Below are 19,678 nucleotides of genomic sequence, written 5' to 3'. Positions count from 1 at the left end.
GACCGGACCGTAAGCCTGGGACAAGGAGCGGCGGACGTCGCAGACAAGAGGAGCTTCCATGTCCCGCCTCACGCCAAGTTTTTCCCGCATGGGTCTTGCCGCAGCCGCGCTCGCTTCGACCTTCGCCATCCTGCCGGCCGCCCAGGCTGACGGTGTGGTCAACGTCTATTCCTACCGGCAGCCCGACCTGATCAAGCCCGTGCTCGACGCCTTCACGGCAGAGACGGGCATCGCAACCGAAGTCCTGTTCCTGGACAAGGGCCTGGAGGAGCGGATCGCAGCCGAAGGCGCGAACTCGCCCGCCGACGTGATCCTCACCGTCGACATCGCCCGCCTCGCCGCCGCCAAGGACAAGGGCATCACGCAGGCCGTCGATGACGCCGACATCAACGAGGCGCTGCCGGCCGAGTATCGCGATCCGGAAGGCCACTGGTTCGGCGTCACCAAGCGCGGCCGCGTCATCTATGCCTCCAAGGACCGCGTCGCCGACACCGACATCTCCTATGCCGATCTCGCCGACCCGAAATGGCAGGGCAAGATCTGCGTCCGCTCGGGCCAGCACGACTACAACCTCGCCCTTTTCTCGGCCCTCATCGCGCATTGGGGCGAGGAGAAGACGGAGGAGTGGATGAAGGGCTTCAAGGCCAACCTCGCCCGCAAGCCGGACGGCAACGACCGGGGCCAGGCGAAGTCCATCATGGCCGGCGAGTGCGACCTCGCGCTCGGCAACACCTACTATGTCGGCCTGATGATGACGAACGAGAAGGAGCCGGAGCAGAAGGACTGGGCGAAGGCCATCAACGTGGTGTTCCCCTCGATCGACGATTCCGGCACGCACGTGAACATCTCCGGCATGGCGATGGCCAAGAACGCGCCGAACCGCGACAATGCGCTGAAGCTGATGGAATTCCTGGCGAGCGTCGAAGCCCAGAAGATCTACGCGGCCGAGGTGTTCGAATATCCCGCCTCGCCGGATGTCGAGCCGTCCGACATCGTGAAGTCCTTCGGCGCGCTCAACGCCGACACGCTGCCGCTGGCCGAAATCGCCGCGCACCGCAAGGCGGCTTCCGAGATGGTCGATCGCGTCGGCCTCGACGACGGCCCGGCCAGCTGATCGCCCTGGCGACGAAGGTCGCTTGCATGACGGGGTCCGCGCGGGTAACCGACGCGGACCCTTTTTCTTGAGCGCCTGATGCAGGAAACCAGCCGCAGAGACACCGCCTCAGGCATCGCCCTGCCCGCGCGCGCACGCCGCGAGCGGCACCCGGTCGCGTTCGTCCTGGCGCTCGTCATCGCCGCGATCGTGCTCGTTCCGGTCGCCGTGCTTGCCGCGATCGCCGTCACGGGCACGGGGGCGGACTGGCCCCACCTCGCCCGCAACGTCCTGCCCGGCTCCGCCCGGACGACCCTCTGGCTGCTCCTGCTGGTGGCGGGCGGCACGGCGTCGATCGGCGTCACTACCGCATGGCTGGTGGTGGCCTATGATTTCCCCCTGCGGCGGATCCTGGCCTGGGCGCTGGTGCTGCCGCTCGCGGTGCCGACCTACCTCGCCGCCTACGCCTTCGGCGAGTTCTTCCACTTCACCGGACCGGTGCAGAGCGCCATCCGCGCGCTCTTCGGCTTCCAGACGATGCGCGACTACTGGTTTCCCGACATCCGGACGACGGGCGGCGCGGCCATCGTCCTGTCGTCGGTGCTCTACCCTTACGTCTACCTGACCGCCCGGGTGGTCTTCATCATGCAGGGCCGCAACATCGCCGACGTCGCGCGGACCCTCGGCGCCGGCCCCGCCAAGGTGTTCTTCCGCATCCTGCTGCCGGTCGCCCGCCCCGCCATCCTGGCCGGCGTCGCGCTGGTGCTGATGGAGACGATCAACGACATCGGCGCGGTCGAATATCTCGGCGTGCGCACGCTCACCTTCTCGGTCTATTCGACCTGGCTCAACCGCGGCAGCCTCGAGGGCGCAGCCCAGATCGCCATGCTGATGCTGGTGCTGGTGCTCGGCCTCGTCTGGGCCGAGCAATGGGCAAGGCGCAAGCAGCGCTTCCACGGCGCCCGCGCGACGCAGATGAAGGCCAAGCCGCCCCGCGTGCGCCTCGCCGGCTGGCGCGCCGCACTGGCGACACTGTCGGCGATGCTTCCGGTGCTGGCGGGCTTCGGCATCCCGCTCACCGTGTTCGGCGACTATGCGAGCCGCCGGCTGGACCAGATCGCCAGCCCGGCGCTGCACGCGGCCTTCGTCAACAGCATCGTCACCGCCGGCGCGACGGCGCTGCTGACGGTCGCAAGCGCGCTCGTGGTGATGAACGCGGCGCGCCTCTCCCGCACGGCGGCGATGACGGTCGTTTCCCGCCTCGCGGCAGGCGGCTATGCGGTGCCGGGCACCATCCTCGGGCTCGGGCTCCTGTTTGCGCTGACCCGCTTCGACAACACGCTCGACACCTTCGCCCGCGACACTTTCGGCGTCTCGACCGGCCTGCTCCTCACCGGCTCGGCGGGTGCGGTCGTGCTTGCCTGCACGATCCGTTTCCTGGCGCTGGCCGAAGGCGCCATCCGCTCGGGGCTGGAGAAACTCCCGCGCAACATCGACGAGGCCGCCCGCAGCCTCGGCAGGCCGCCGCTGGCGAGCGCGCGCGAGATCCTGCTGCCGCTGCTGCGGCCGGCCCTCTTCACCGCCGCCGTTCTCGTCTTCGTCGACACCGTGAAGGAACTGTCGGCGACGATCCTGCTGCGCCCCTTCGGCTTCTCGACGCTCGCGACCCATGTCTACGAGAATGCCTCGCGCGGCGTGGTGGAGGACGGCGCCATTGCTGCGCTGCTGATCATCGTCACCGCATTGGTGCCGGTTGTCTTGCTGTCTGGCGCCCTGATGCGCGACGGCGACGCGGCGCTGTAGCGCGGCACCCGCGGCGAACGCCCGCGGCCGAAATCCGGCGACGCCCTGTCCGGCCGCGCAAAAAAAGCGGGGCGTTCTTGCGAACGCCCCGTCGAATTGGGATTGCTGTCAAAACGAGGACTTGAGCGAAACATTGCCTGGAACAGGCGCGGGATTTCTCCCTCAAGTTAACGAGGAGTATCGGGCCGAACCCTTAACGAAACCTTACCCGGTTAAGGAGAGGTTTAAATATTGGACCGGTCCCTTTCAACGAGGTAAATTTCCCGGTTACCCTTTCTTAACCACAGCGGCCCGACCGCTCAGACCTTCAGCTCCGGCAGGTCGCGGAAGAGATCCAGCGCCTCCGGGTTGGCCAGCGCCTCCTTGTTCTTCACCGCACGGCCGTGCACCACGTCCCGCACCGCGAGTTCCGTGATCTTGCCGGACTTGGTGCGCGGGATGTCGCTGACCGCCACGATCTTTGCGGGCACGTGGCGCGGGCTGGCGCCGGTGCGGATCTTCGCCTTGATGCGCTTCTCGAGGTCCGCGTCGAGCGCCACGCCCGGCGCCAGCCGCACGAACAGCACGACGCGCACGTCGTCGTCGAAATCCTGGCCGATGCAGATGGCCTCGACGATCTCCTCCATCTGCTCGACCTGATTGTAGATCTCGGCCGTGCCGATGCGCACGCCGCCGGGGTTGAGCGTCGCGTCGGAGCGGCCATGGATGATGAAGCCGTCATGCTCGGTCACCTCGGCGAAATCGCCGTGGCACCAGATGTTGTCGAAACGCTCGAAATAGGCGGCACGGTACTTGGCGCCGTCGGGATCGTTCCAGAACATCACCGGCATCGACGGGAAGGCTCTGGTGCAGACGAGCTCGCCCTTTTCGCCGCGCACCGGCTGGCCATCGTCGTTCCAGACCTCGACCGCCATGCCCAGACCCGCGCCCTGGATCTCGCCGCTCCAAACGGAGCGCGTGGGGACCCCGAGCACGAAACAGGACACGATGTCGGTGCCGCCGGAGATGGAGGCGAGATGCACGTCGGCCTTGATGCCGGAATAGACGAAGTCGAAGCCTTCCGGCGACAGCGGCGAGCCCGTCGACGAGATCACGCGGACCGACGACAGGTCGTGCGTGCGGATCGGCTCCAGGCCCGACTTGCGGACCGCGTCGATGAACTTCGCCGAGGTGCCGAAATAGGTCATCTTCTCCGCCTGGGCATAGTCGAAGATGACGTTGCCGTCCGGATGGAAGGGCGAGCCGTCGTAGAGCAGCAGGGTGGCGCCCGTGGCGAGGCCGGAGACCAGCCAGTTCCACATCATCCAGCCGCAGGTGGTGAAGTAGAAGAAGCGGTCGCCCTCGCCGATGCCGGCATGCAGCCGCTGTTCCTTGAGATGCTGGAGAAGCGTCCCGCCGGCCGAATGCACGATGCATTTCGGGATGCCCGTCGTGCCCGAGGAGAACAGGATGTAGAGCGGATGCGCGAACGGCAGCCGCGCGAAGGTCAGCGGCTTCTCGTCATGCGCGGCGAGCGTCGCCGCGAGGGTGCGGGCGTCGGGCACGGCGGAAGCGACCGCTTCCGCGCCGCCGAGATAGTCGACCACGATCGTGCGCCGGACGGTCGGCAGTTTCGCCACCACCTTGGCCACCTTTTCGCCGACCTCGATGCGCTTGCCGGCATACCAGTAGCCATCGACGGTGACGAAGACGACCGGCTCGATCTGGCCGAACCGGTCGAGCACGCCCTGTTCGCCGAAATCGGGCGAGCAGGACGACCAGATCGCACCGAGCGACGCGGCCGCGAGCATGGCGGCGATCGTCTCGGGCATGTTGGGCATCATGGCCGCGACGCGATCGCCCGCCTTCACGCCCTCGGCGGCGAATGCCTGCTGCAGCTTCGACACCATGGCGCGCAGCGCGTCCCAGGACAGGCGGTAAGCGACCTTGTCCTCGCCGCGGAACACCATCCCGTCGCCAGCGCCGGTCTTGCGGAGCAGGTTTTCCGCGAAGTTCAGCGTCGCATCCGGGAAGAAGGACGCACCCGGCATCCGCTCGCCGTCGACCAGGTCGCGCGCGCCCCGCTCCCCGATCACGCCGCAGAAATCCCAGACCAGTTTCCAAAACCCCTCACGATCTGTTACCGACCAGTCATGAAGTTGTTCATAGCTTGAGAGGGACCTGCCGGCGCGCTTGGTCCCTTCCGCCATGAATGCCATAAACGGCGAGTGCTCGATGGCATCGGGCGAAGGGGTCCAGAGCGGGGCGGTTCGGGACATGGACATTCTCCAGGTGGGCGATGCGTTATGCATATTGCGCGCCTTGAGGGCAAGACGGCCGAAGGATGCGCGCCAGCGCCATCTGCGGGCCACAATGGCTTGAAAAGGCTCGCAACGCGGCCTGCGCGAAGCGGCCGTCATCGCGCGAGCAGCGCAGGAGACGACGAGGCGCAATGCCATCCAAGGGGGCGAAACGAACGATCTGGGCCATCGCGGCGCTGGCGATCCTCTCCCTCGCCTTCATCGCGCTGATTCCCTACGTCGCGTCGACCCAGATCGTGCGCAACCGCATCGCCGCCGAGCTGAGCGCGTGGAGCGGCTATCGCGTCGTCCTGAGCGGCATTCCGCGCATCCACGTCTGGCCGTCCTTCCACGCCGAACTGGCAGACGTGTCGCTGCAGGAATGGGGAAAGCCCGACGCGCTGCCGGTGCTGCAGTCCGAGCGGGTGCAGATCGAGCTCTCCGCCATCGCCGCGCTCCAGGGCGACATCACCTTCACCAAGGTCAGCCTGCTGCGGCCGGTGCTGCGGGTGTCGGACCAGGACGGCGTCGTCCCCTTCCCCATTCCGCCCCGCGGCGGCCGGATGCTGCGCGCCATCGAGGCGGCACGGGTCGTCGTGGACGACAATCCGGCCAAGCCCGACGCAGCGCGCATGCCCTCCGATCCGCTCGGCTCTCTCGAGCTGCTCGACGGCCGCGTCGTCCGCGTCAATGCCGCCGGCGAACACGAGATCCTTTCCAGCATCACGGGCCGGGCATCGTGGCCGACGCTCGACCGGCCGGCATCGATCAGCCTCAAGGCGATCTGGCGCGGAGAGAGCATCTCCACGGAAGCCAGCGTCCAGCAGCCGCTGGCACTTCTTGCCGGCGGCAACTCGCGCACGTCGGTCTCGCTCGCCTCGTCTCCCCTCAACGGCAGCTTCGAAGGCCTGGTGACCTTCTCCAGGCGCGGCTTCCTCGACGGCGTCGCCAAGCTCTCCTCGCCGTCCCTGCGCCGGGCTCTCGAATGGTCGCGGGCCGACATCACCCCGGGCGTCATCGCCGGAAACGCCTCGATCGCCGGCCGCCTGATCGGCGACGCCCAGCGCCTGAAGCTGGAAGACGCGCAGCTGACGCTCGGCGGCCATCCCGGCAACGGCCTGCTGGAAGTCTCGCTCGCCGGAAAGGCGCCTGCGCTCTCGGGCACGCTGGCCTTCCAGTCGCTCGACATCAGCGCGCTCCTCGGCACCTTCGTGCAGCTTCCGGGCGACGCGGGAAGCTGGAGCGGCCCGATCGAACTGGACTTCGCAAGGAAGCTGCAGCTCGACCTGAGGCTGTCGGCGGCCCGGGCGACCGCGGGTCCGCTCGAACTCGGACAACTCGCCGCCACGGCGCAGATCAATGACGGCCTGGCAGCATTCGACATCTCCGATGCCAGTGCCTTCGGCGGTACGATCCAGGCGGCACTGCGGATCGATCGGCGGACCGACACCGACAAGGCGGAAGTCCGCTTCCTGGCCAGCGACGTCGATTTCAATGCCTTCGGCACGGCCATGGGATTCGGGAGCGCCCTGCCGCAGGCGCGCGCGACGATATCGGTCCTCGTCGGCGGCCCGGCCGACCGCTGGGAATCCATGCTGGCAGCGGGAGAGGGGTCGATCTCGGTCAAGCTCGGACCCGGCTCCGTGGCCTGGTTCGATCCCGAGGCCTTCCGGGAGCGGGCCTCCAGGGGCGGCTTCTTCCCGTTGCGGGAAGTCCCGGCCGGCACCATTCCCTTCGAGTCTGCCGAGGTTCGCTCAACGGTCACGAGCGGTGTGGCGAGACTGGACACCGCCAAGGTGATGCAGCAGAGCCAGGTCATCGCATTCACCGGCATCCTGCCGCTGGTCGGACAGGGCATCGCCCTGTCGGGCACGATCCTGCCCCGCGATCCTGCCGCGCCGGACGGGACGACGGCGCCGACCGGCGCGGCGCCGCTCGCCGCCTTCTTTGTCGGCGGTTCGTGGCGGTCGCCCTTCGTCTCGCCGATCCTGAGCGATTTCCCGATGGAATAGGCGCGCCGGCGCATTCGTGGAGCGGCCACGATACTCACCCACCGCGAATCGCGCTACGGTCGCGCCAGTCGAGGCTGTCAACATGCCAGATGGGCCATGATGATGCCGCTGGCGACCAGCGTCTCGGAGGGCGGATTGCTGCGTTACGTGACGGCCGTGCTGAAGATACTTCTCGTGTCGCTCGTGACCGGCGCGGGGCTGTCGGCGTTCGACATCACTGCCGCCGAAGTGCTCGCCGAGGTCGGCCTCACGCCGGACAACGTCCTCGACATGCTGCAGCGCGGGGTCGCCTGGGCGATACCGAACATCGTGCTCGGATCGATGGTGATCCTGCCGGTGTGGCTGGTGATCTACCTCCTGCGACCGCCGCGCAGCTAAAGCCGTTGGCCCCTCGAAAGACCGGCGGGCCGGAGCCGGTCTGCGTCAGGTGCGCTGCGCCGCCTGCTCGTCGCGCTGGCGCTGCACTTCGCGGCTCTTGTTGACCACCGAGGCGATCAACACACCCACCGCGACAATGGCGATGAGAATGGTGCAGGCGGCGTTGATCTCCGGCGTCACGCCGAGCCGCACCTGGCTGTAGATCTTCATCGGCAGGGTGGTCGCGCCCGGCCCCGAGGCAAAGCTTGCGATCACCAGGTCGTCGAGCGACAGCGTGAAGGCGAGCATCCAGCCGGACACGATCGCCGGCAGGATCACCGGAAGCGTGATGGCGAAAAAGGTCTTCACCGGCGTCGCGCCGAGATCCATCGCCGCCTCTTCCAGCGAGCGATCGAAAGTGATCAGCCGCGACTGCACCACGACGGCCACGAAGCACATCGAGAAGGTGATGTGGGCGAGCGTCACGGTGAGGAAGCCGCGGTCGAGGCCGATGGCCACGAAGAGCAGCAGAAGCGACAGGCCGGTGATGACCTCGGGCATGACCAGCGGCGCGAACACCATGCCGGAGAACAGCATCCGGCCGCGGAAGCGCGTGTAACGGGTGAGCGCCAGTGCGGCGAGCGTGCCGAGCACGGTGGCGAAACTCGCCGAGATGAAGGCGACGCGCGCCGTCACCCAGGCCGCGTCGATGAGGCCCTGGTTGCGGAACAGCTCCCCGTACCACTTGGTCGAGAAGCCGGACCAGACCGTGACCAGCTTGGACTCGTTGAAGGAGAAGACGACGAGCAGGACAATCGGCAGATAGAGAAAGGCAAAGCCCAGCACGATCGAGGCGATGTTGAAGCGTGACCAGGTGGTATTCATCGCGCCGCCCTCACCTGCCCTTTTCCAGCGACCGCGCCTGTGCCTGCTGGAACAGCATGATCGGCACGACGAGGAGCAGCAAGAGGATGACGGCGACCGCCGAGGACACCGGCCAGTCGCGGTTGTTGAAGAACTCGTTCCACAGCGTCTTGCCGATCATCAGCGTCTGCGAGCCGCCGAGCAGGTCGGGGATGACGAACTCGCCCATCGCCGGAATGAAGACCAGCATCGAACCCGCCACGACTCCGGGCAGCGCCAGCGGGAAGGTGATCTTCCAGAAGGCCGAGGCCGGCGGGCAGCCGAGATCCTGCGCCGCCTCGACCAGCGAGTAGTCCATCTTCTCCAGCGCAGAATAGAGCGGCAGCACCATGAAGGGGAGATAGGAATAGACGATGCCGATGTAGATCGCGGTGTTGGTGTTGAGGATGAGCAGCGGCGAGTCGATCGCGCCCGTCCAGATGAGGAATTGGTTGAGCAGGCCTTCGGGCTTGAGGATGCCGATCCAGGCGTAGACCCGGATCAGGAAGCTCGTCCAGAACGGCAGGATGACGAGCATCAGCAGTGTCGGCCGCAGCGACGTCGGCGCGCGCGCCATGCCGTAGGCGATGGGGAATCCGACGGCCAGCGTGATCAGCGTCGAGACCGCGGCGATGGTGATGCTGGAGATATAGGCGTTGAAGTAGAGGGCGTCGTCCGTCAGCCACAGATAGTTGTCGAGCGTCAGTTCGCCGAGACTGGCGATGAGCCCCGACAGACCGTCCTCCAGCCCGAAGACCGGGACATAGGGGGGCATGGCGATGGCCGTGGTCGACAGCGATATCTTGAAGACGATCAGGAAGGGAACGAGGAAGAAGACGAAGAGCCAGAGGTAGGGGACGATGATGACCAGGCGGTTGCCCACGGCCTTGCCGAGCCCGCCGCTGGAGACCGCGGGGGCGGCGTCTGGCCGGTCCGATGCCATCGACTGTGCCATGGCGCTACCTCGTCAGCACGACGCCGGCATCCGGCGCGAAGGACACGAAGGCGCGGTCGTTCCAGGTCAGCTGGTCCTCGCTGACACGCGCGCTGTTCAGCGCGCTCGCCTTGACGACCTGCCCGTCGGCCAGACGGACGTGGTAGACCGTCATGTCGCCGAGATAGGCGAGGTCGAAGATCTCGCCCGCCATGACGTTGGGCGTTCCCTCGGCCGGCTGGCGCGGCGAGACCTTGATCTTCTCGGGCCGGATCGCGAATGCAACCTCTCCCGAACTGACGCTGTCCGGGGCGTTCTCGACGAGGATTTCGGCGCCGCTGGCGCCCTTGATGCGCAGGGTCGCGCCGTCGCGCGACATCACGCGACCTTCGAGCAGGTTGACCGTTCCCACGAAGCCGGCCACGAATCGGGAGGCCGGCGCCTCGTAGATCTCGGCGGGCGTCGCCACCTGCATCACCTCGCCCTTGTCGAGGATCGCGATGCGGTCGGCCATGGTCATGGCCTCCTCCTGGTCGTGCGTGACGACCACGAAGGTGAGGCCGAGATTCTGCTGCAGGTCCATCAGCTCGAACTGCGTCTCCTCGCGCAGCTTCTTGTCGAGCGCGCCGAGCGGCTCGTCGAGCAGGAGCACCTTCGGCCGCTTGGCGACCGAGCGGGCAAGCGCGACGCGCTGGCGCTGGCCGCCCGACAGCTGGTGCGGCTTGCGTCTTGCGAACTGCTCCAGCTTGACCAGCTTCAGCATCTCGGCGACGCGCTCGGCGATCTGCGCCTTGGGCATGCCGTCCTGCTTCAGGCCGAAGGCGATGTTCTGTTCCACGCTCATGTGCGGGAACAGCGCGTAGGACTGGAACATCATGTTCACGGGCCGCCGGTAGGGCGGGATGCCGCGCAGGTCCTGGCCGTCGAGCAGGATGCGGCCAGACGTCGGCTCCTCGAAGCCGGCCAGCATGCGCAGCAGCGTGGACTTGCCGCAGCCCGACGCGCCGAGCAGGGCGAAGAACTCGCGCTCGTAGATGTCGAGCGAGAGGTTGTTGACGGCGGTGAAGTCGCCGAAGCGCTTGGTGATGTTCTCGAAGGAAATGTAGGGCTTGGCGGCCGGATCGGCCCAGGGCGCGAAGCTTCTGCGAATGCTGCCGAGCGATTTCATGTGGTCCCCAGGTTAACCGCTTCCCCGAAAGCGAGGCCCCCGGCGTTGCCGCCGGGGGCCGGATCCTTCGCCTACTGACCCGTCACGACCCGTGTCCAGATCCGCGTCACCAGGCGCTGCGTTCTTGCATCGAGCGGAACGGTGGTGAAGAGCTTGTTCATGGTCTCGTCGTCCGGATAGACGGCCGGATCGCCGATGACCTCTTCGTCGAGCAGGTCCTTCGAAGCCGCGTTGCCGTTGGCATAGAAGACGTAGTTCGAGGCCTTCGCGATCACCTCGGGCCGCATCATGTAGTTCAGGAACTCATGCGCTTCTTCGGTGTGGGGCGCGTCGGCCGGGATCGCCATCTGGTCGAACCACATCTGCGCGCCCTGCTTCGGGATCGAATAGTCGATCGCCACGCCCTGATCGGCTTCGGCCGCACGGTCGCGTGCCTGGAACATGTCGCCCGACCAGCCGACGGCCAGGCAGATGTCGCCATTGGCGAGCCCGTTGATGTATTCGGACGAGTGGAACTTGCGGATCGACGGGCGGATCGACAGGAGCAGTTCCTCGGCCTTGCCGAGATCGTCGGGGCTGGTCGAATTCGGATCGAGCCCGAGATAGTTGAGCGCGGCCGGGATCATCTCGGCCGGCGCATCCAGCATGTAGACACCGCAATCGGCGAGCTTGGCGATCATCTCGGGATTGAAGACCACGTCCCAGCTGTCGATCTTCTCGATGCCGAGCGCATCCTGGACCTTGTTGACGTTGTAGCCGATGCCGGTGGTGCCCCACATGTAGTTGATGGAGTAGTCATTGCCCGGATCGTACTTGGCCGTGCGGTCGGAGACCACATCCCACATGTTGGAGAGGTTCGGCAGCTTGGACTTGTCGAGCTTCTGGAAAACGCCCGCCTGTATCTGCCGGGCGAGGAAGGTGCCCGTCGGCACGACGACGTCGTAGCCCGTGCCGCCGGCGAGCAGCTTCGTCTCCAGGATCTCGTTGGAATCGAACACGTCGTAGACGACCTTGATGCCGGTCTCCTTCGTGAAGTCTTCCAGGATGGAGTCGTCGATGTAATCGGACCAGTTGTAGACGTTGACGGTCCGATCCTGCGCCCACGCCCCGGACGAGACGAGCGCGGCGAGCGCCGTGGCCGCCAACAGATGTCCCTTTAGCTTCATCGCGATTTCTCCTCTTGTCTTGCCCCGTTTCCCGGCTCGCGCGAGTGATGCAACGCGGCCAAGTTTCACTTCATTGAGACTATTGGCGTTTTTGCACTGCGACAAGCGCCAATTTCCGCGCATCGGTCAAAGATAGGTCGTCCGTTCCAAAGGCGTGATTTCGCTCCAGAATGCGACGATCTCCGCTCGCTTCAGATCGCGGTAGACCTTGGACAGGAGCGGGCCGAGCGCCCGGTCGACGAAACTGCCTTTCGCCATCAACTGCAGCGCGTCGTCCATGTCGTCGGGAAGCGACAGTCCTTCCTCGTCGTAGGCGTTTCCCTGGATCGGCGGCGGCGGCACGAGATCGCCTTCGATCCCCTCGACCATGCCCTGGATGAGCGCTGCCATCACCAGGTAGGGATTGGCATCGGCACCGGCGATGCGGTGCTCGACGCGGCGGTTGGCATCGTTGGAGACCGGAATGCGAAGCGCGACCGACCGGTTGTTCTCCGCCCACACCGCGCGGGTCGGTGCATAGGAACCCGGCGTGATGCGGCGGAAGCCGTTCCAGGTGTTGATGAAGAGCAGCAGCGATTCCGGCATGCTCTGGAGCAGCCCCGCCACCGCCGCCTCGAGCTTCCTGCGCCCGCCGGGTCCACCGAACATGTTCTTGCCGGCGGCATCGAGCATCGACGCGTGCACATGCATGCCGTTGCCGGCATATTCGAGGAAGGGCTTGGCCATGAAGGTGGCCTGCAGTCCGTGCGCGCGGGCGCAGCCCATGACGATGCGCCGCAGCATGATGACGTCGTCGGCCGCGCGCAGCGGGTCGTTGCGGTGCTTCAGGTTGACCTCGAACTGTCCGGGCGCCGCTTCCTTGATGATAGTATCGATCGGCAGCTTCTGTGCGTCGGCGGCGTCGCGGATCATGTCGAACAGCGCCGCATGTTCGGCGAGGTCGTCGAGCCCGTACATGCGCAGCCGGTCCGGTCCTGCCGCTGCACCGACCGGCCCCGGCATGCCGTCGCTCCATTCGAGTTCCGGATCGAGCAGGTAGAATTCGAGTTCGAAGGCCACCACCGGGAAGAAGCCCTTCGCGTTGACCTCCGCGACCTTCTTCTTCAGCACCTGGCGCGGATCGGCCATGAAAGGTTCGCCTTCCGGTGAAAACGTCTGCAGCAGGACCTGAGCCGTGCGGCGCTTGGCCCAGGGCACCATCGACAGCGACCCGCGTGTGGCGCGGCAGTAGCCGTCCATGTCGCCGGTCTCGATGTGCAGCCCGGTCTCGCTCACCTCGCGGCCCCATACGTCCAGACCGTGCAGCGACATCGGGAAGTTGACGCCTTCCTGGAAGGCCTTCTTCAGCGCGTCGCCCGGCGCCCACTTGCCGCGCATGACGCCGTTGGGATCGACCATCAGGAACTCGACCGCCTCGATATCCGGATGTCTTTCGACGAAGGCGCGATACTCCGCCTCGTGGTCCGGGGATATGAAACGGGAACCGTCGTCGTCTGCGGGAAGGATTGGCTCAGTAGCCGCGGCGAGCGAAGCAGTGGCGATCGATGGTTCTGTGTTTGTGCCGGCGAGCACGGCGCCGGGTTCCGAGAGGGGCAAGATGAGCCTGTCTTGTTGTTGCCGATTGCTACAGGCTGCCCCGACCGTCACAATTCTGTCAATGGGGCGCGCTCGATCGCGGGATTGCCAGGCACGGGACCGCCGGGGCGCGCGATCGGCGGCCCGCTCAGTCCGGCAGGGGCAGGCCGGTGGTGCCGGGCCGCTGCGGCCGCATCTGGCGCCGGAACTCCAGCCCGATGTGGACGAGCAGCGCGGCGAAGACGATCGAACCGCCGACGAGCGTGCGCTGCGAGGGAACCTCGCCGTGCACCAGCCAGACCCAGACCGGGCCGAGCAGCGTCTCGAACGTGGCGAGCAGCGCGGCATAGGCTGCCGGGATCAGTCGCGCGCCGGTGGAAAACAGCGCCAGCCCGAGACCGAGATTGATCGCGCCGAAGGCGAACAGGAAGCCCATGTCGACGACCGAGACGGCGAGCGTCGCGGCCTGTGTCAGCGCGAAGGCGCCCGCCATCAGGGTGCCGAGGCAGACGGCGGGCGTCATGCGCACGTCGGCGAAGCGGCGCGTCAGCACCGTCGCGAGCGAGAAGACCACGACAATGAGCAGGGCGAGCCCATCGCCGACCGGGGAGACGTTGCCGTCGAGCGAATCCGACACCATGACCGCCACGCCGACGATGACGACCACGATTGCCACCCACGTGGCGAAGGAGATCCGCTCGCGGAAGAACAGGAAGGCCAGCAGGGCCGCGATCAGCGGCGCGCCGGCCTGCATCAGCAGGATGTTGGCGACCGTCGTGTAGGAGAGCGCGACGACGAAGGCCGTCGATGCGGTGGCAAAGCAGGCCGCGACGACCAGTCCCGGCAGGCCCATGACGCGGAACAGCCCGAGCATGCCGCGCAATCCGTCGCGCCACAGCATGAAGGCCAGAAGGAAGGCAGCCGCCCAGAAGGAGCGCCAGAAGACATTCGTCCAGGCGTCGTTCTCGCCCAGGAAACGGCCGATCGTGCCGCCGAGGCTCCAGGCAAGGGCTGCCAGGAAAACGAGCAGGAAGCCCAAGCGCTCCTCGGCCGCCGGAGCGGCGGGCAAAGGCGAAGGAGACGCCTGGCTGCTGGACATTGTCTTGCTCCCGGCGTGGCCTCCCGCCTCGATACGCCATCGCATCCGCTAGCGGCAAACGACCGCGCCGGCCTGATCCAGGCCCGGCTTGTCGTTGTGTCACGTCGCCTGGCCACGGCCTTCATTCGCGGCCCGCCGGTGCCAGCGGAATGTCCGCTGTCGTCAACGCCACGTTTATGGGCTAGACCGCGCCGACGCGACAGGCATCGATGCGGAGGCCATGTCGCAGGGAGATTGCGGAGGAAGACGATGAAGGCAGCCTGGTACGAACGCAACGGCGCCGCGCGCGACGTGCTCACCATCGGAGACATGCCGCTGCCGGAACCCGGCGCGGGCGAAGTGCGGGTCCGGCTGCACGTGTCGGGCGTCAACCCGTCCGACGTGAAGTCGCGGCGCGGCCGGCCGCCGGTCTTCCCCCGCATCGTGCCGCATTCGGACGGCGCGGGCGTGATCGAGGCGATCGGCGAGGGCGTCGCGCCGGGCCGCCTCGGTGAACGCGTCTGGATCTGGAACGGCCAGTGGAAGCGTCCCATGGGCACGGCGGCCGAGGCGATCGTGCTTCCGCAGGACCAGGCCGTGCGCCTGCCCGACACCACCGACTTCGCCTCAGGCGCCTGTTTCGGCATCCCGGCGCTGACCGCCCTGCACGGCGTGCGGCTCGCCGAAGCGGCGCCTGGCAGGACGATCCTGATCACCGGGGCGGCAGCGGCCGTCGGCCACTACGCCACCCAGATCGCGGCTGCGCGCGGCGCCCGCGTCATCGGCACCGCTTCGGCCCGCCGCGCCGACCATGCCCGTGCGGCCGGCGCATCGGAGATCATCGACTACCGGACGGAAAACGTGGCCGAGCGCGTCAAGGCGCTGACCGGCGGCAAGGGCGTCGACGCCATCCTCGACATGGACCTCGCCACCACCGCCCCACTGCTGCCGCAGGGCGTGCTCGCGCCCTACGGCAGGCTCGTCTGCTACGGCTCGAACGTCCCGGCCGACATTCCGGTCTCGTTCACGGCCATGCTCTGGGGCAGCCTGACGCTGCAGCTCTACCTGGTCTATGAGTTGAGGCAGCAGGAACGGGACGCGGCCATTGCAGAGCTGACGGCGATGCTGGAAGCGGGAATGCTGAAGCACACGATCGGGCAACGCTTCGCCCTCGACGACATCGCCGCCGCGCACGAGGCGGTCGAGAGCGGCGACGTGATCGGCAACGTCGTGCTCGAAACGACCTGACGCCTGGTGCGTCGCCTCCCTCGCCCCGGCTCCGGACCGCTTGAATCGCGGTCCGGCGCAGGTCGGCCGGCTTGAAGCATCGCGAGAGGATCACGGACGGCGGTCCGCTCGAACTCGTCACGACAGGTCGTGGCCGACCCTTCCCGTGAGCTTCTCCCGCAGCCGTTGGAAGCCGCCCGGGTGCAGCAGCGCCTCTCGTTCCGCGTCGAACAGTTCACAGGCGGCGCGACGGCTCGTCGCCCCCATGCGCCAGCAATCTCTCAACGACTGCTCCACGGTTGCCCGCGCCTGGATGAAGCGTGTTCGGCACCCTCCGCCGATCTTTCACCAGCGGTCCTTCACGAATGCAGATCCGGCACGCGTGAAGTCGTCGGGAACAGTGCTGCAATTGGAGAGATGTAGTGGCTTCGCGCCGGCCGCCTCTTCGAGCCGGCACGCGGCGCCTGCAGGCGCCGGTCGATTAATCTGCCGCACGTCTTGTTTGAAACGCCATCGAAGCGCATATTCATTGGATAGCGATCCGGTGCCCATCGACAGCGGGGCCTGCCCGTCGCGACCAACTTCACGTCCGTGACCGTATTCCGCTGAGCGGGCCCGGCAACCAGCTGCCTTTCGATCCAGGAACGTACCTCTCTTCCGACCACGATTTCGCGGCGGAACACGGTTGTTGCAGATCGGTTCGGGCGCAGCGATGGCGCAGGCCGTCGCGGGACCACCGACATGACCACGCGCACCACCCAATCGACCGTCCGATTCTCGTCCGCCGTCCGGCTGCCCGGGTTGGACGAACCACTGCCTGCCGGCGACTACCTCGTCGACCAAGACGAGGAGACGATCGACGACCTGTCCCGGATCGCCTGGCGCCGGACCGGCGCCTTCATCCATATTCCAGCAATCGGATCGGGGTCGCTGACCCGGCAGATGCTGCCCATTGCCCCTGCGGATCTCGAAGCCGCGCTCGAAAAGGACCGAACATGACCGTCTCCCCCCTGAAGGTCGCCGTGCGCGACGCATCGACGGCGCGCCGCGAGCCCGCCACCCACCTCTTCGCCGTCGGTCAGGCCGTGCGCTTCAAGGGAGGCTTCGGTCTGAAGGCGGGCCCGACCGAGATCTTCCGCGTGACGCGCACGCTGCCGCCGCGCGGCAACTCGCCGCAGTACCGTATCCGCAACGAAGAGGAGCGGCATGAGCGGGTGACCTCTCAGGACGATCTCGAAGGCGTTCCGTCGACGCCGGACCAGGATACGCTCATCGAGCGCACGTTCGGTCATGGGTGAAGCAGAGAACATGCCGGCTTTCGGCAGCCCGTCGTCGCCAAGCGTGGCCGAAGGCACCTGCCTTGCGCTACGCCGGCCGCCCGGGACGAGGATGACAGGGTCATGACGCTCGAATTCCCCAACCGGAGCCGCAGTTTCGACGACAGCCGGAGGGCCGTGCGCTTCAGCGGCTACGACGGCATGTTCGAAGTGCGGTTCTTCATCGAGGCTGATGCGCTGTCGCCGCGGAACGTTTCGCAGACCGCCGACGTTGATCTCGAAGATACATGCCTTGCCGCCTTCGATGCGCAGCGCCCGTCCATCCAGGATGTCGCCCGTTCGATCTACGCCAGCACCCGACGGGTCAGCTATACGCTCACGTCCGCCGATCTTCGATAGGACCGTCCCGCTTGTACATTCGATATGGCTACGAGATCACCGTGACGTGCCAGCAACCGACCGCGCTCGTGTGTCTGCTGTCGGTTCATGACGACCGGGCCGGAGATATCCGGGTTCCGGAATCCACCTTCACCATGCCGGAGGTGCCGACGAGCACCTATCGCGACCTCTTCGGCAACCGCTGCCTCAGGTTGGTGGCCCCGGCGGGCGACCTGACGATCTGGGGAGATGCCACGATCGAGGACGGCGGCCTGCCCGACAGGATCGTTCCGTCGGCACGGGAACTCCCGGTGCCGGAGTTGCCCGACGATTGCCTCGTGTTCCTCATGGGCAGCCGCTACTGCGAGACCGACCGGCTCAGTCAGATAGCCTGGGACCTGTTCGGCAACGTCACTCCCGGCTGGAGCCGCGTCCAGGCGATCTGCGATTTCGTGCACGGACACATCCGCTTCGACTATCAGCAGGCGCGTTCGACAAGAACCGCGTTCGAGGCCTATCACGAGCGCGTGGGCGTCTGCCGCGACTTTGCCCATCTCGCGGTCGCGCTCTGCCGCTGCCTGAACATCCCCGCCCGCTACGTCAACGGGCATCTGGGCGACATCGGTGTCCCGGTCGTCGATCCCATGGACTTCAGCGCCTGGATCGAGGTTTTCCTCGAGGGCCGGTGGCACACCTTCGATCCGCGCAACAACATCCCGCGCATCGGCCGGATCGTCGTGGCGCGCGGTCGCGATGCTGCCGACATTCCGCTGATCAATTCCTTTGGCCCTCACCTCCTGAAGGGCTTCCGGGTCTGGACCTACGAAGTTGCAGCACCCGGCGGGGCGCCGGTGCAGACGACAGCCTGACGCCGGACACCGCCGGCGAGGGTTCTTCCCTCACCGGAAGTCGAACGCGCTCAGTCCGGTCACCATCTCGTCGAGCCCGAGCGGGCGCGTCACCGGCGGTTCGGCGCGGGCGAGGCAGCCGGATCGCTCGCAGAGCCGGCAGGCGGGTCCGACCGGCGTCGACGGCACGGATCCCTTGATCATGCCGGGGGTCCCGCCAGGCAGCGCCGCCGAATAGACGATCTCGTCGCGGAAGCCGATATCGCAACCGATCAGGAGCGCCGTGCGGCGTGGGCGCTCCGAGAAAGCGCCCTGCGGCCCTTCCAGCGTCCGCGCGACGGTCAGAAATTCCGCGCCATCCGGCATCTCGACCGCTTCGACCAGGATCTGGCCGGGCTGCATGAAGGCGGCATGCACCGGCAGCTTGGGACAACCGCCGCCGAACCGGCTCTGCGGGAAACCATGCGCACCGGCGCGACGAAAGCGGTTCCCGGCATTGTCGACCTCGAGCATGAAGAAGGGGACGCCCGCCGCCCCCTGGCGCTGCAGCGTCGTCAGGCGATTGGCTGCGTGCTCGAAAGAGACGCCGAAGCGGGACTTGAGCACGTCGATGTCGTAGCGCGCGCGCAGGGCCGCCGTCTGGAACGCGGAATAGGGCATCATCAGTGCGTGCGCCGCATAGCGGCCGAGTTCGAAGCGGGCGAGCCGCCGCGCCTCGTCCGAAGACAGCTTGAGCGACTGGATCTCGCCCGCCACCGCCACCGTCATGCGGATCAGACAGGCCTCCATCGCGATCTCGCGCAACTGGTCGAAGGGCGACAGCCGCTCCGACAGGAACAGGCGCTGCGAGTGGCGGTCGTAGCGGCGGCGCCAGTTCGGCATGGTGGCGACCGGCAGCACGCGCACGACGATGCCGTATTCGCGCTTCAGCCAGGCCTTCAGCGCGCCGGATAAATCCTCTCCCGGATCGAGTAGCCCGTGGAAGGCTTCCACCTCCTCCTCGATCCCGGCGAAATGGTTGGCGCGCCGCTCGAAGACCTCGCGCACCTCGTCGATCGGGAGCCGCGCCGAAGACAGCGCGGTTGCGCGCCCCTCGCGCGCGAGCATGTCGGTCAGGTCCGACAGGCGTCCCGCCTGTTCGCGGTAGGCGCGGAAGAGCTTGACCATCGCCGCGGCGGCATTAGGCGCAGATTCGGCCAGTTCGAGCATCTCCTGGTCACCGGGCAGTTCGCCGGCGAGCAGCGGGTCGGCGAAGACTTCCTTCAGCGCGGCGACCGAGCCCCCTGCCTCGCCCTGCAGTTCCTCGGGATCGACCTTGTAGACCGCCGACAGCTTGAGGATGAGCTGCACCGTGAGCGGTCGCTGGTTGCGCTCGATGAGGTTGAGGTAGGACGGCGAGATGCCGAGCCCTTCCGCCATGGCCGTCTGGGTGAGCCCCTTGGCGTTGCGAATGCGTCGGATGCGCGGACCCGCGAAGATCTTCTGCTCGGCCATGTCAACGTTCCACATTTACAACTTTGACAATTTTACAGCCGGCACCTGTCAATCGCAAGACAGCTTCACCCGATTTTTCCGAACGA

General features: G+C 66.8%; 17 protein-coding genes. 9 read left to right on the top strand and 8 right to left on the bottom strand.

Features of this window, described 5'->3' with window-relative positions:
* The first annotated feature begins 58 nt into the window (after positions 1-58).
* Together N1F91_RS09555 and N1F91_RS09550 are read left to right on the top strand one after the other, a co-directional pair.
* Positions 59-1,114 carry a Fe(3+) ABC transporter substrate-binding protein gene (locus tag N1F91_RS09555; RefSeq protein ID WP_289991698.1) on the top strand — a complete coding sequence of 352 codons (1,056 nt, stop codon included), beginning with the start codon at positions 59-61 and terminating at the stop codon, positions 1,112-1,114.
* A 78-nt stretch (positions 1,115-1,192) separates the two neighbouring features.
* Positions 1,193-2,896 (top strand): iron ABC transporter permease, encoded by a 1,704-nt coding sequence (locus tag N1F91_RS09550; RefSeq protein ID WP_289991697.1) that lies wholly within the window; start codon positions 1,193-1,195, stop codon positions 2,894-2,896.
* A gap of 299 nt (positions 2,897-3,195) precedes the next feature.
* Here the strand turns inward: N1F91_RS09550 and N1F91_RS09545 are convergent, their stop codons facing one another.
* Positions 3,196-5,154, bottom strand: coding sequence for an acetoacetate--CoA ligase (locus N1F91_RS09545; protein WP_289991695.1), 1,959 nt, complete (start codon positions 5,152-5,154; stop codon positions 3,196-3,198).
* Positions 5,155-5,327: 173 nt separating this feature from the next.
* Between N1F91_RS09545 and N1F91_RS09540 the strand changes: the two genes are divergently transcribed.
* Entirely contained in the window at positions 5,328-7,187 is a 1,860-nt protein-coding gene (locus N1F91_RS09540) for an AsmA-like C-terminal region-containing protein (protein ID WP_289991694.1), read from the top strand.
* A 96-nt stretch (positions 7,188-7,283) separates the two neighbouring features.
* On the top strand, positions 7,284-7,565 hold the full coding sequence (locus tag N1F91_RS09535) for a DUF6460 domain-containing protein (RefSeq protein WP_289991693.1): 282 nt from the start codon (positions 7,284-7,286) through the stop codon (positions 7,563-7,565).
* Positions 7,566-7,610: 45 nt separating this feature from the next.
* Here the strand turns inward: N1F91_RS09535 and N1F91_RS09530 are convergent, their stop codons facing one another.
* From N1F91_RS09530 to N1F91_RS09505, 6 genes are all read right to left on the bottom strand, one after another.
* Positions 7,611-8,429 (bottom strand): ABC transporter permease subunit, encoded by an 819-nt coding sequence (locus N1F91_RS09530; protein ID WP_289991692.1) that lies wholly within the window; start codon positions 8,427-8,429, stop codon positions 7,611-7,613.
* 10 nt (positions 8,430-8,439) lie between these two features.
* Positions 8,440-9,402 carry an ABC transporter permease subunit gene (locus N1F91_RS09525; protein ID WP_289991691.1) on the bottom strand — a complete coding sequence of 321 codons (963 nt, stop codon included), beginning with the start codon at positions 9,400-9,402 and terminating at the stop codon, positions 8,440-8,442.
* Between the two features lie 4 nt (positions 9,403-9,406).
* Positions 9,407-10,549: an ABC transporter ATP-binding protein gene (locus N1F91_RS09520; protein ID WP_289991690.1), complete on the bottom strand. Its 1,143-nt coding sequence runs from the start codon at positions 10,547-10,549 to the stop codon at positions 9,407-9,409.
* Positions 10,550-10,620: 71 nt separating this feature from the next.
* On the bottom strand, positions 10,621-11,715 hold the full coding sequence (locus tag N1F91_RS09515) for a polyamine ABC transporter substrate-binding protein (RefSeq protein WP_289991689.1): 1,095 nt from the start codon (positions 11,713-11,715) through the stop codon (positions 10,621-10,623).
* Positions 11,716-11,841: 126 nt separating this feature from the next.
* Positions 11,842-13,188, bottom strand: coding sequence for a glutamine synthetase family protein (locus N1F91_RS09510; protein WP_289991718.1), 1,347 nt, complete (start codon positions 13,186-13,188; stop codon positions 11,842-11,844).
* Positions 13,189-13,438: 250 nt separating this feature from the next.
* Entirely contained in the window at positions 13,439-14,389 is a 951-nt protein-coding gene (locus N1F91_RS09505) for a DMT family transporter (protein WP_289991687.1), read from the bottom strand.
* 249 nt (positions 14,390-14,638) lie between these two features.
* Here N1F91_RS09505 and N1F91_RS09500 point away from each other — a divergent pair, with 249 nt between their 5' ends.
* The 5 genes from N1F91_RS09500 to N1F91_RS09480 all read left to right on the top strand — a co-directional run bounded on the left by N1F91_RS09500 (position 14,639) and on the right by N1F91_RS09480 (position 18,119).
* A complete protein-coding gene (locus tag N1F91_RS09500) occupies positions 14,639-15,616 on the top strand; it encodes an NADPH:quinone reductase (protein WP_289991685.1) in 978 nt (325 codons plus the stop codon).
* 720 nt (positions 15,617-16,336) lie between these two features.
* Positions 16,337-16,594: a hypothetical protein gene (locus tag N1F91_RS09495; RefSeq protein ID WP_289991684.1), complete on the top strand. Its 258-nt coding sequence runs from the start codon at positions 16,337-16,339 to the stop codon at positions 16,592-16,594.
* A complete protein-coding gene (locus N1F91_RS09490; protein ID WP_289991683.1) occupies positions 16,591-16,893 on the top strand; it encodes a hypothetical protein in 303 nt (100 codons plus the stop codon). The genes N1F91_RS09495 and N1F91_RS09490 overlap by 4 nt, the downstream gene beginning before the upstream one ends.
* A gap of 102 nt (positions 16,894-16,995) precedes the next feature.
* Entirely contained in the window at positions 16,996-17,271 is a 276-nt protein-coding gene (locus tag N1F91_RS09485) for a DUF1488 domain-containing protein (protein WP_289991682.1), read from the top strand.
* Between the two features lie 11 nt (positions 17,272-17,282).
* Positions 17,283-18,119 carry a transglutaminase family protein gene (locus tag N1F91_RS09480; RefSeq protein WP_289991681.1) on the top strand — a complete coding sequence of 279 codons (837 nt, stop codon included), beginning with the start codon at positions 17,283-17,285 and terminating at the stop codon, positions 18,117-18,119.
* A 30-nt stretch (positions 18,120-18,149) separates the two neighbouring features.
* Here N1F91_RS09480 and N1F91_RS09475 read toward each other — a convergent pair whose 3' ends face one another.
* On the bottom strand, positions 18,150-19,592 hold the full coding sequence (locus N1F91_RS09475; protein WP_289991680.1) for an XRE family transcriptional regulator: 1,443 nt from the start codon (positions 19,590-19,592) through the stop codon (positions 18,150-18,152).
* Positions 19,593-19,678 lie beyond the last annotated feature (86 nt).

Origin of the sequence: Aquibium sp. ELW1220, from assembly GCF_030398385.1 — a bacterium.
Lineage (GTDB): Bacteria > Pseudomonadota > Alphaproteobacteria > Rhizobiales > Rhizobiaceae > Aquibium.
The sequence above is the reverse complement of the archived record's forward strand: the minus strand, read 5'-3'. Positions and strand labels throughout refer to the sequence as shown.

What these genes read in the sequence shown, in the direction of transcription:
- N1F91_RS09555 (WP_289991698.1), top strand. Translation starts at nt 59, where the DNA reads ATGTCCCGCCTCACGCCAAGTTTTTCCCGCATGGGTCTTGCCGCAGCC.
- N1F91_RS09550 (WP_289991697.1), top strand. Translation starts at nt 1,193, where the DNA reads ATGCAGGAAACCAGCCGCAGAGACACCGCCTCAGGCATCGCCCTGCCC.
- N1F91_RS09545 (WP_289991695.1), bottom strand. Translation starts at nt 5,154, where the DNA reads ATGTCCCGAACCGCCCCGCTCTGGACCCCTTCGCCCGATGCCATCGAG.
- N1F91_RS09540 (WP_289991694.1), top strand. Translation starts at nt 5,328, where the DNA reads ATGCCATCCAAGGGGGCGAAACGAACGATCTGGGCCATCGCGGCGCTG.
- N1F91_RS09535 (WP_289991693.1), top strand. Translation starts at nt 7,284, where the DNA reads ATGATGATGCCGCTGGCGACCAGCGTCTCGGAGGGCGGATTGCTGCGT.
- N1F91_RS09530 (WP_289991692.1), bottom strand. Translation starts at nt 8,429, where the DNA reads ATGAATACCACCTGGTCACGCTTCAACATCGCCTCGATCGTGCTGGGC.
- N1F91_RS09525 (WP_289991691.1), bottom strand. Translation starts at nt 9,402, where the DNA reads ATGGCACAGTCGATGGCATCGGACCGGCCAGACGCCGCCCCCGCGGTC.
- N1F91_RS09520 (WP_289991690.1), bottom strand. Translation starts at nt 10,549, where the DNA reads ATGAAATCGCTCGGCAGCATTCGCAGAAGCTTCGCGCCCTGGGCCGAT.
- N1F91_RS09515 (WP_289991689.1), bottom strand. Translation starts at nt 11,715, where the DNA reads ATGAAGCTAAAGGGACATCTGTTGGCGGCCACGGCGCTCGCCGCGCTC.
- N1F91_RS09505 (WP_289991687.1), bottom strand. Translation starts at nt 14,389, where the DNA reads ATGTCCAGCAGCCAGGCGTCTCCTTCGCCTTTGCCCGCCGCTCCGGCG.
- N1F91_RS09500 (WP_289991685.1), top strand. Translation starts at nt 14,639, where the DNA reads ATGAAGGCAGCCTGGTACGAACGCAACGGCGCCGCGCGCGACGTGCTC.
- N1F91_RS09495 (WP_289991684.1), top strand. Translation starts at nt 16,337, where the DNA reads ATGACCACGCGCACCACCCAATCGACCGTCCGATTCTCGTCCGCCGTC.
- N1F91_RS09490 (WP_289991683.1), top strand. Translation starts at nt 16,591, where the DNA reads ATGACCGTCTCCCCCCTGAAGGTCGCCGTGCGCGACGCATCGACGGCG.
- N1F91_RS09485 (WP_289991682.1), top strand. Translation starts at nt 16,996, where the DNA reads ATGACGCTCGAATTCCCCAACCGGAGCCGCAGTTTCGACGACAGCCGG.
- N1F91_RS09475 (WP_289991680.1), bottom strand. Translation starts at nt 19,592, where the DNA reads ATGGCCGAGCAGAAGATCTTCGCGGGTCCGCGCATCCGACGCATTCGC.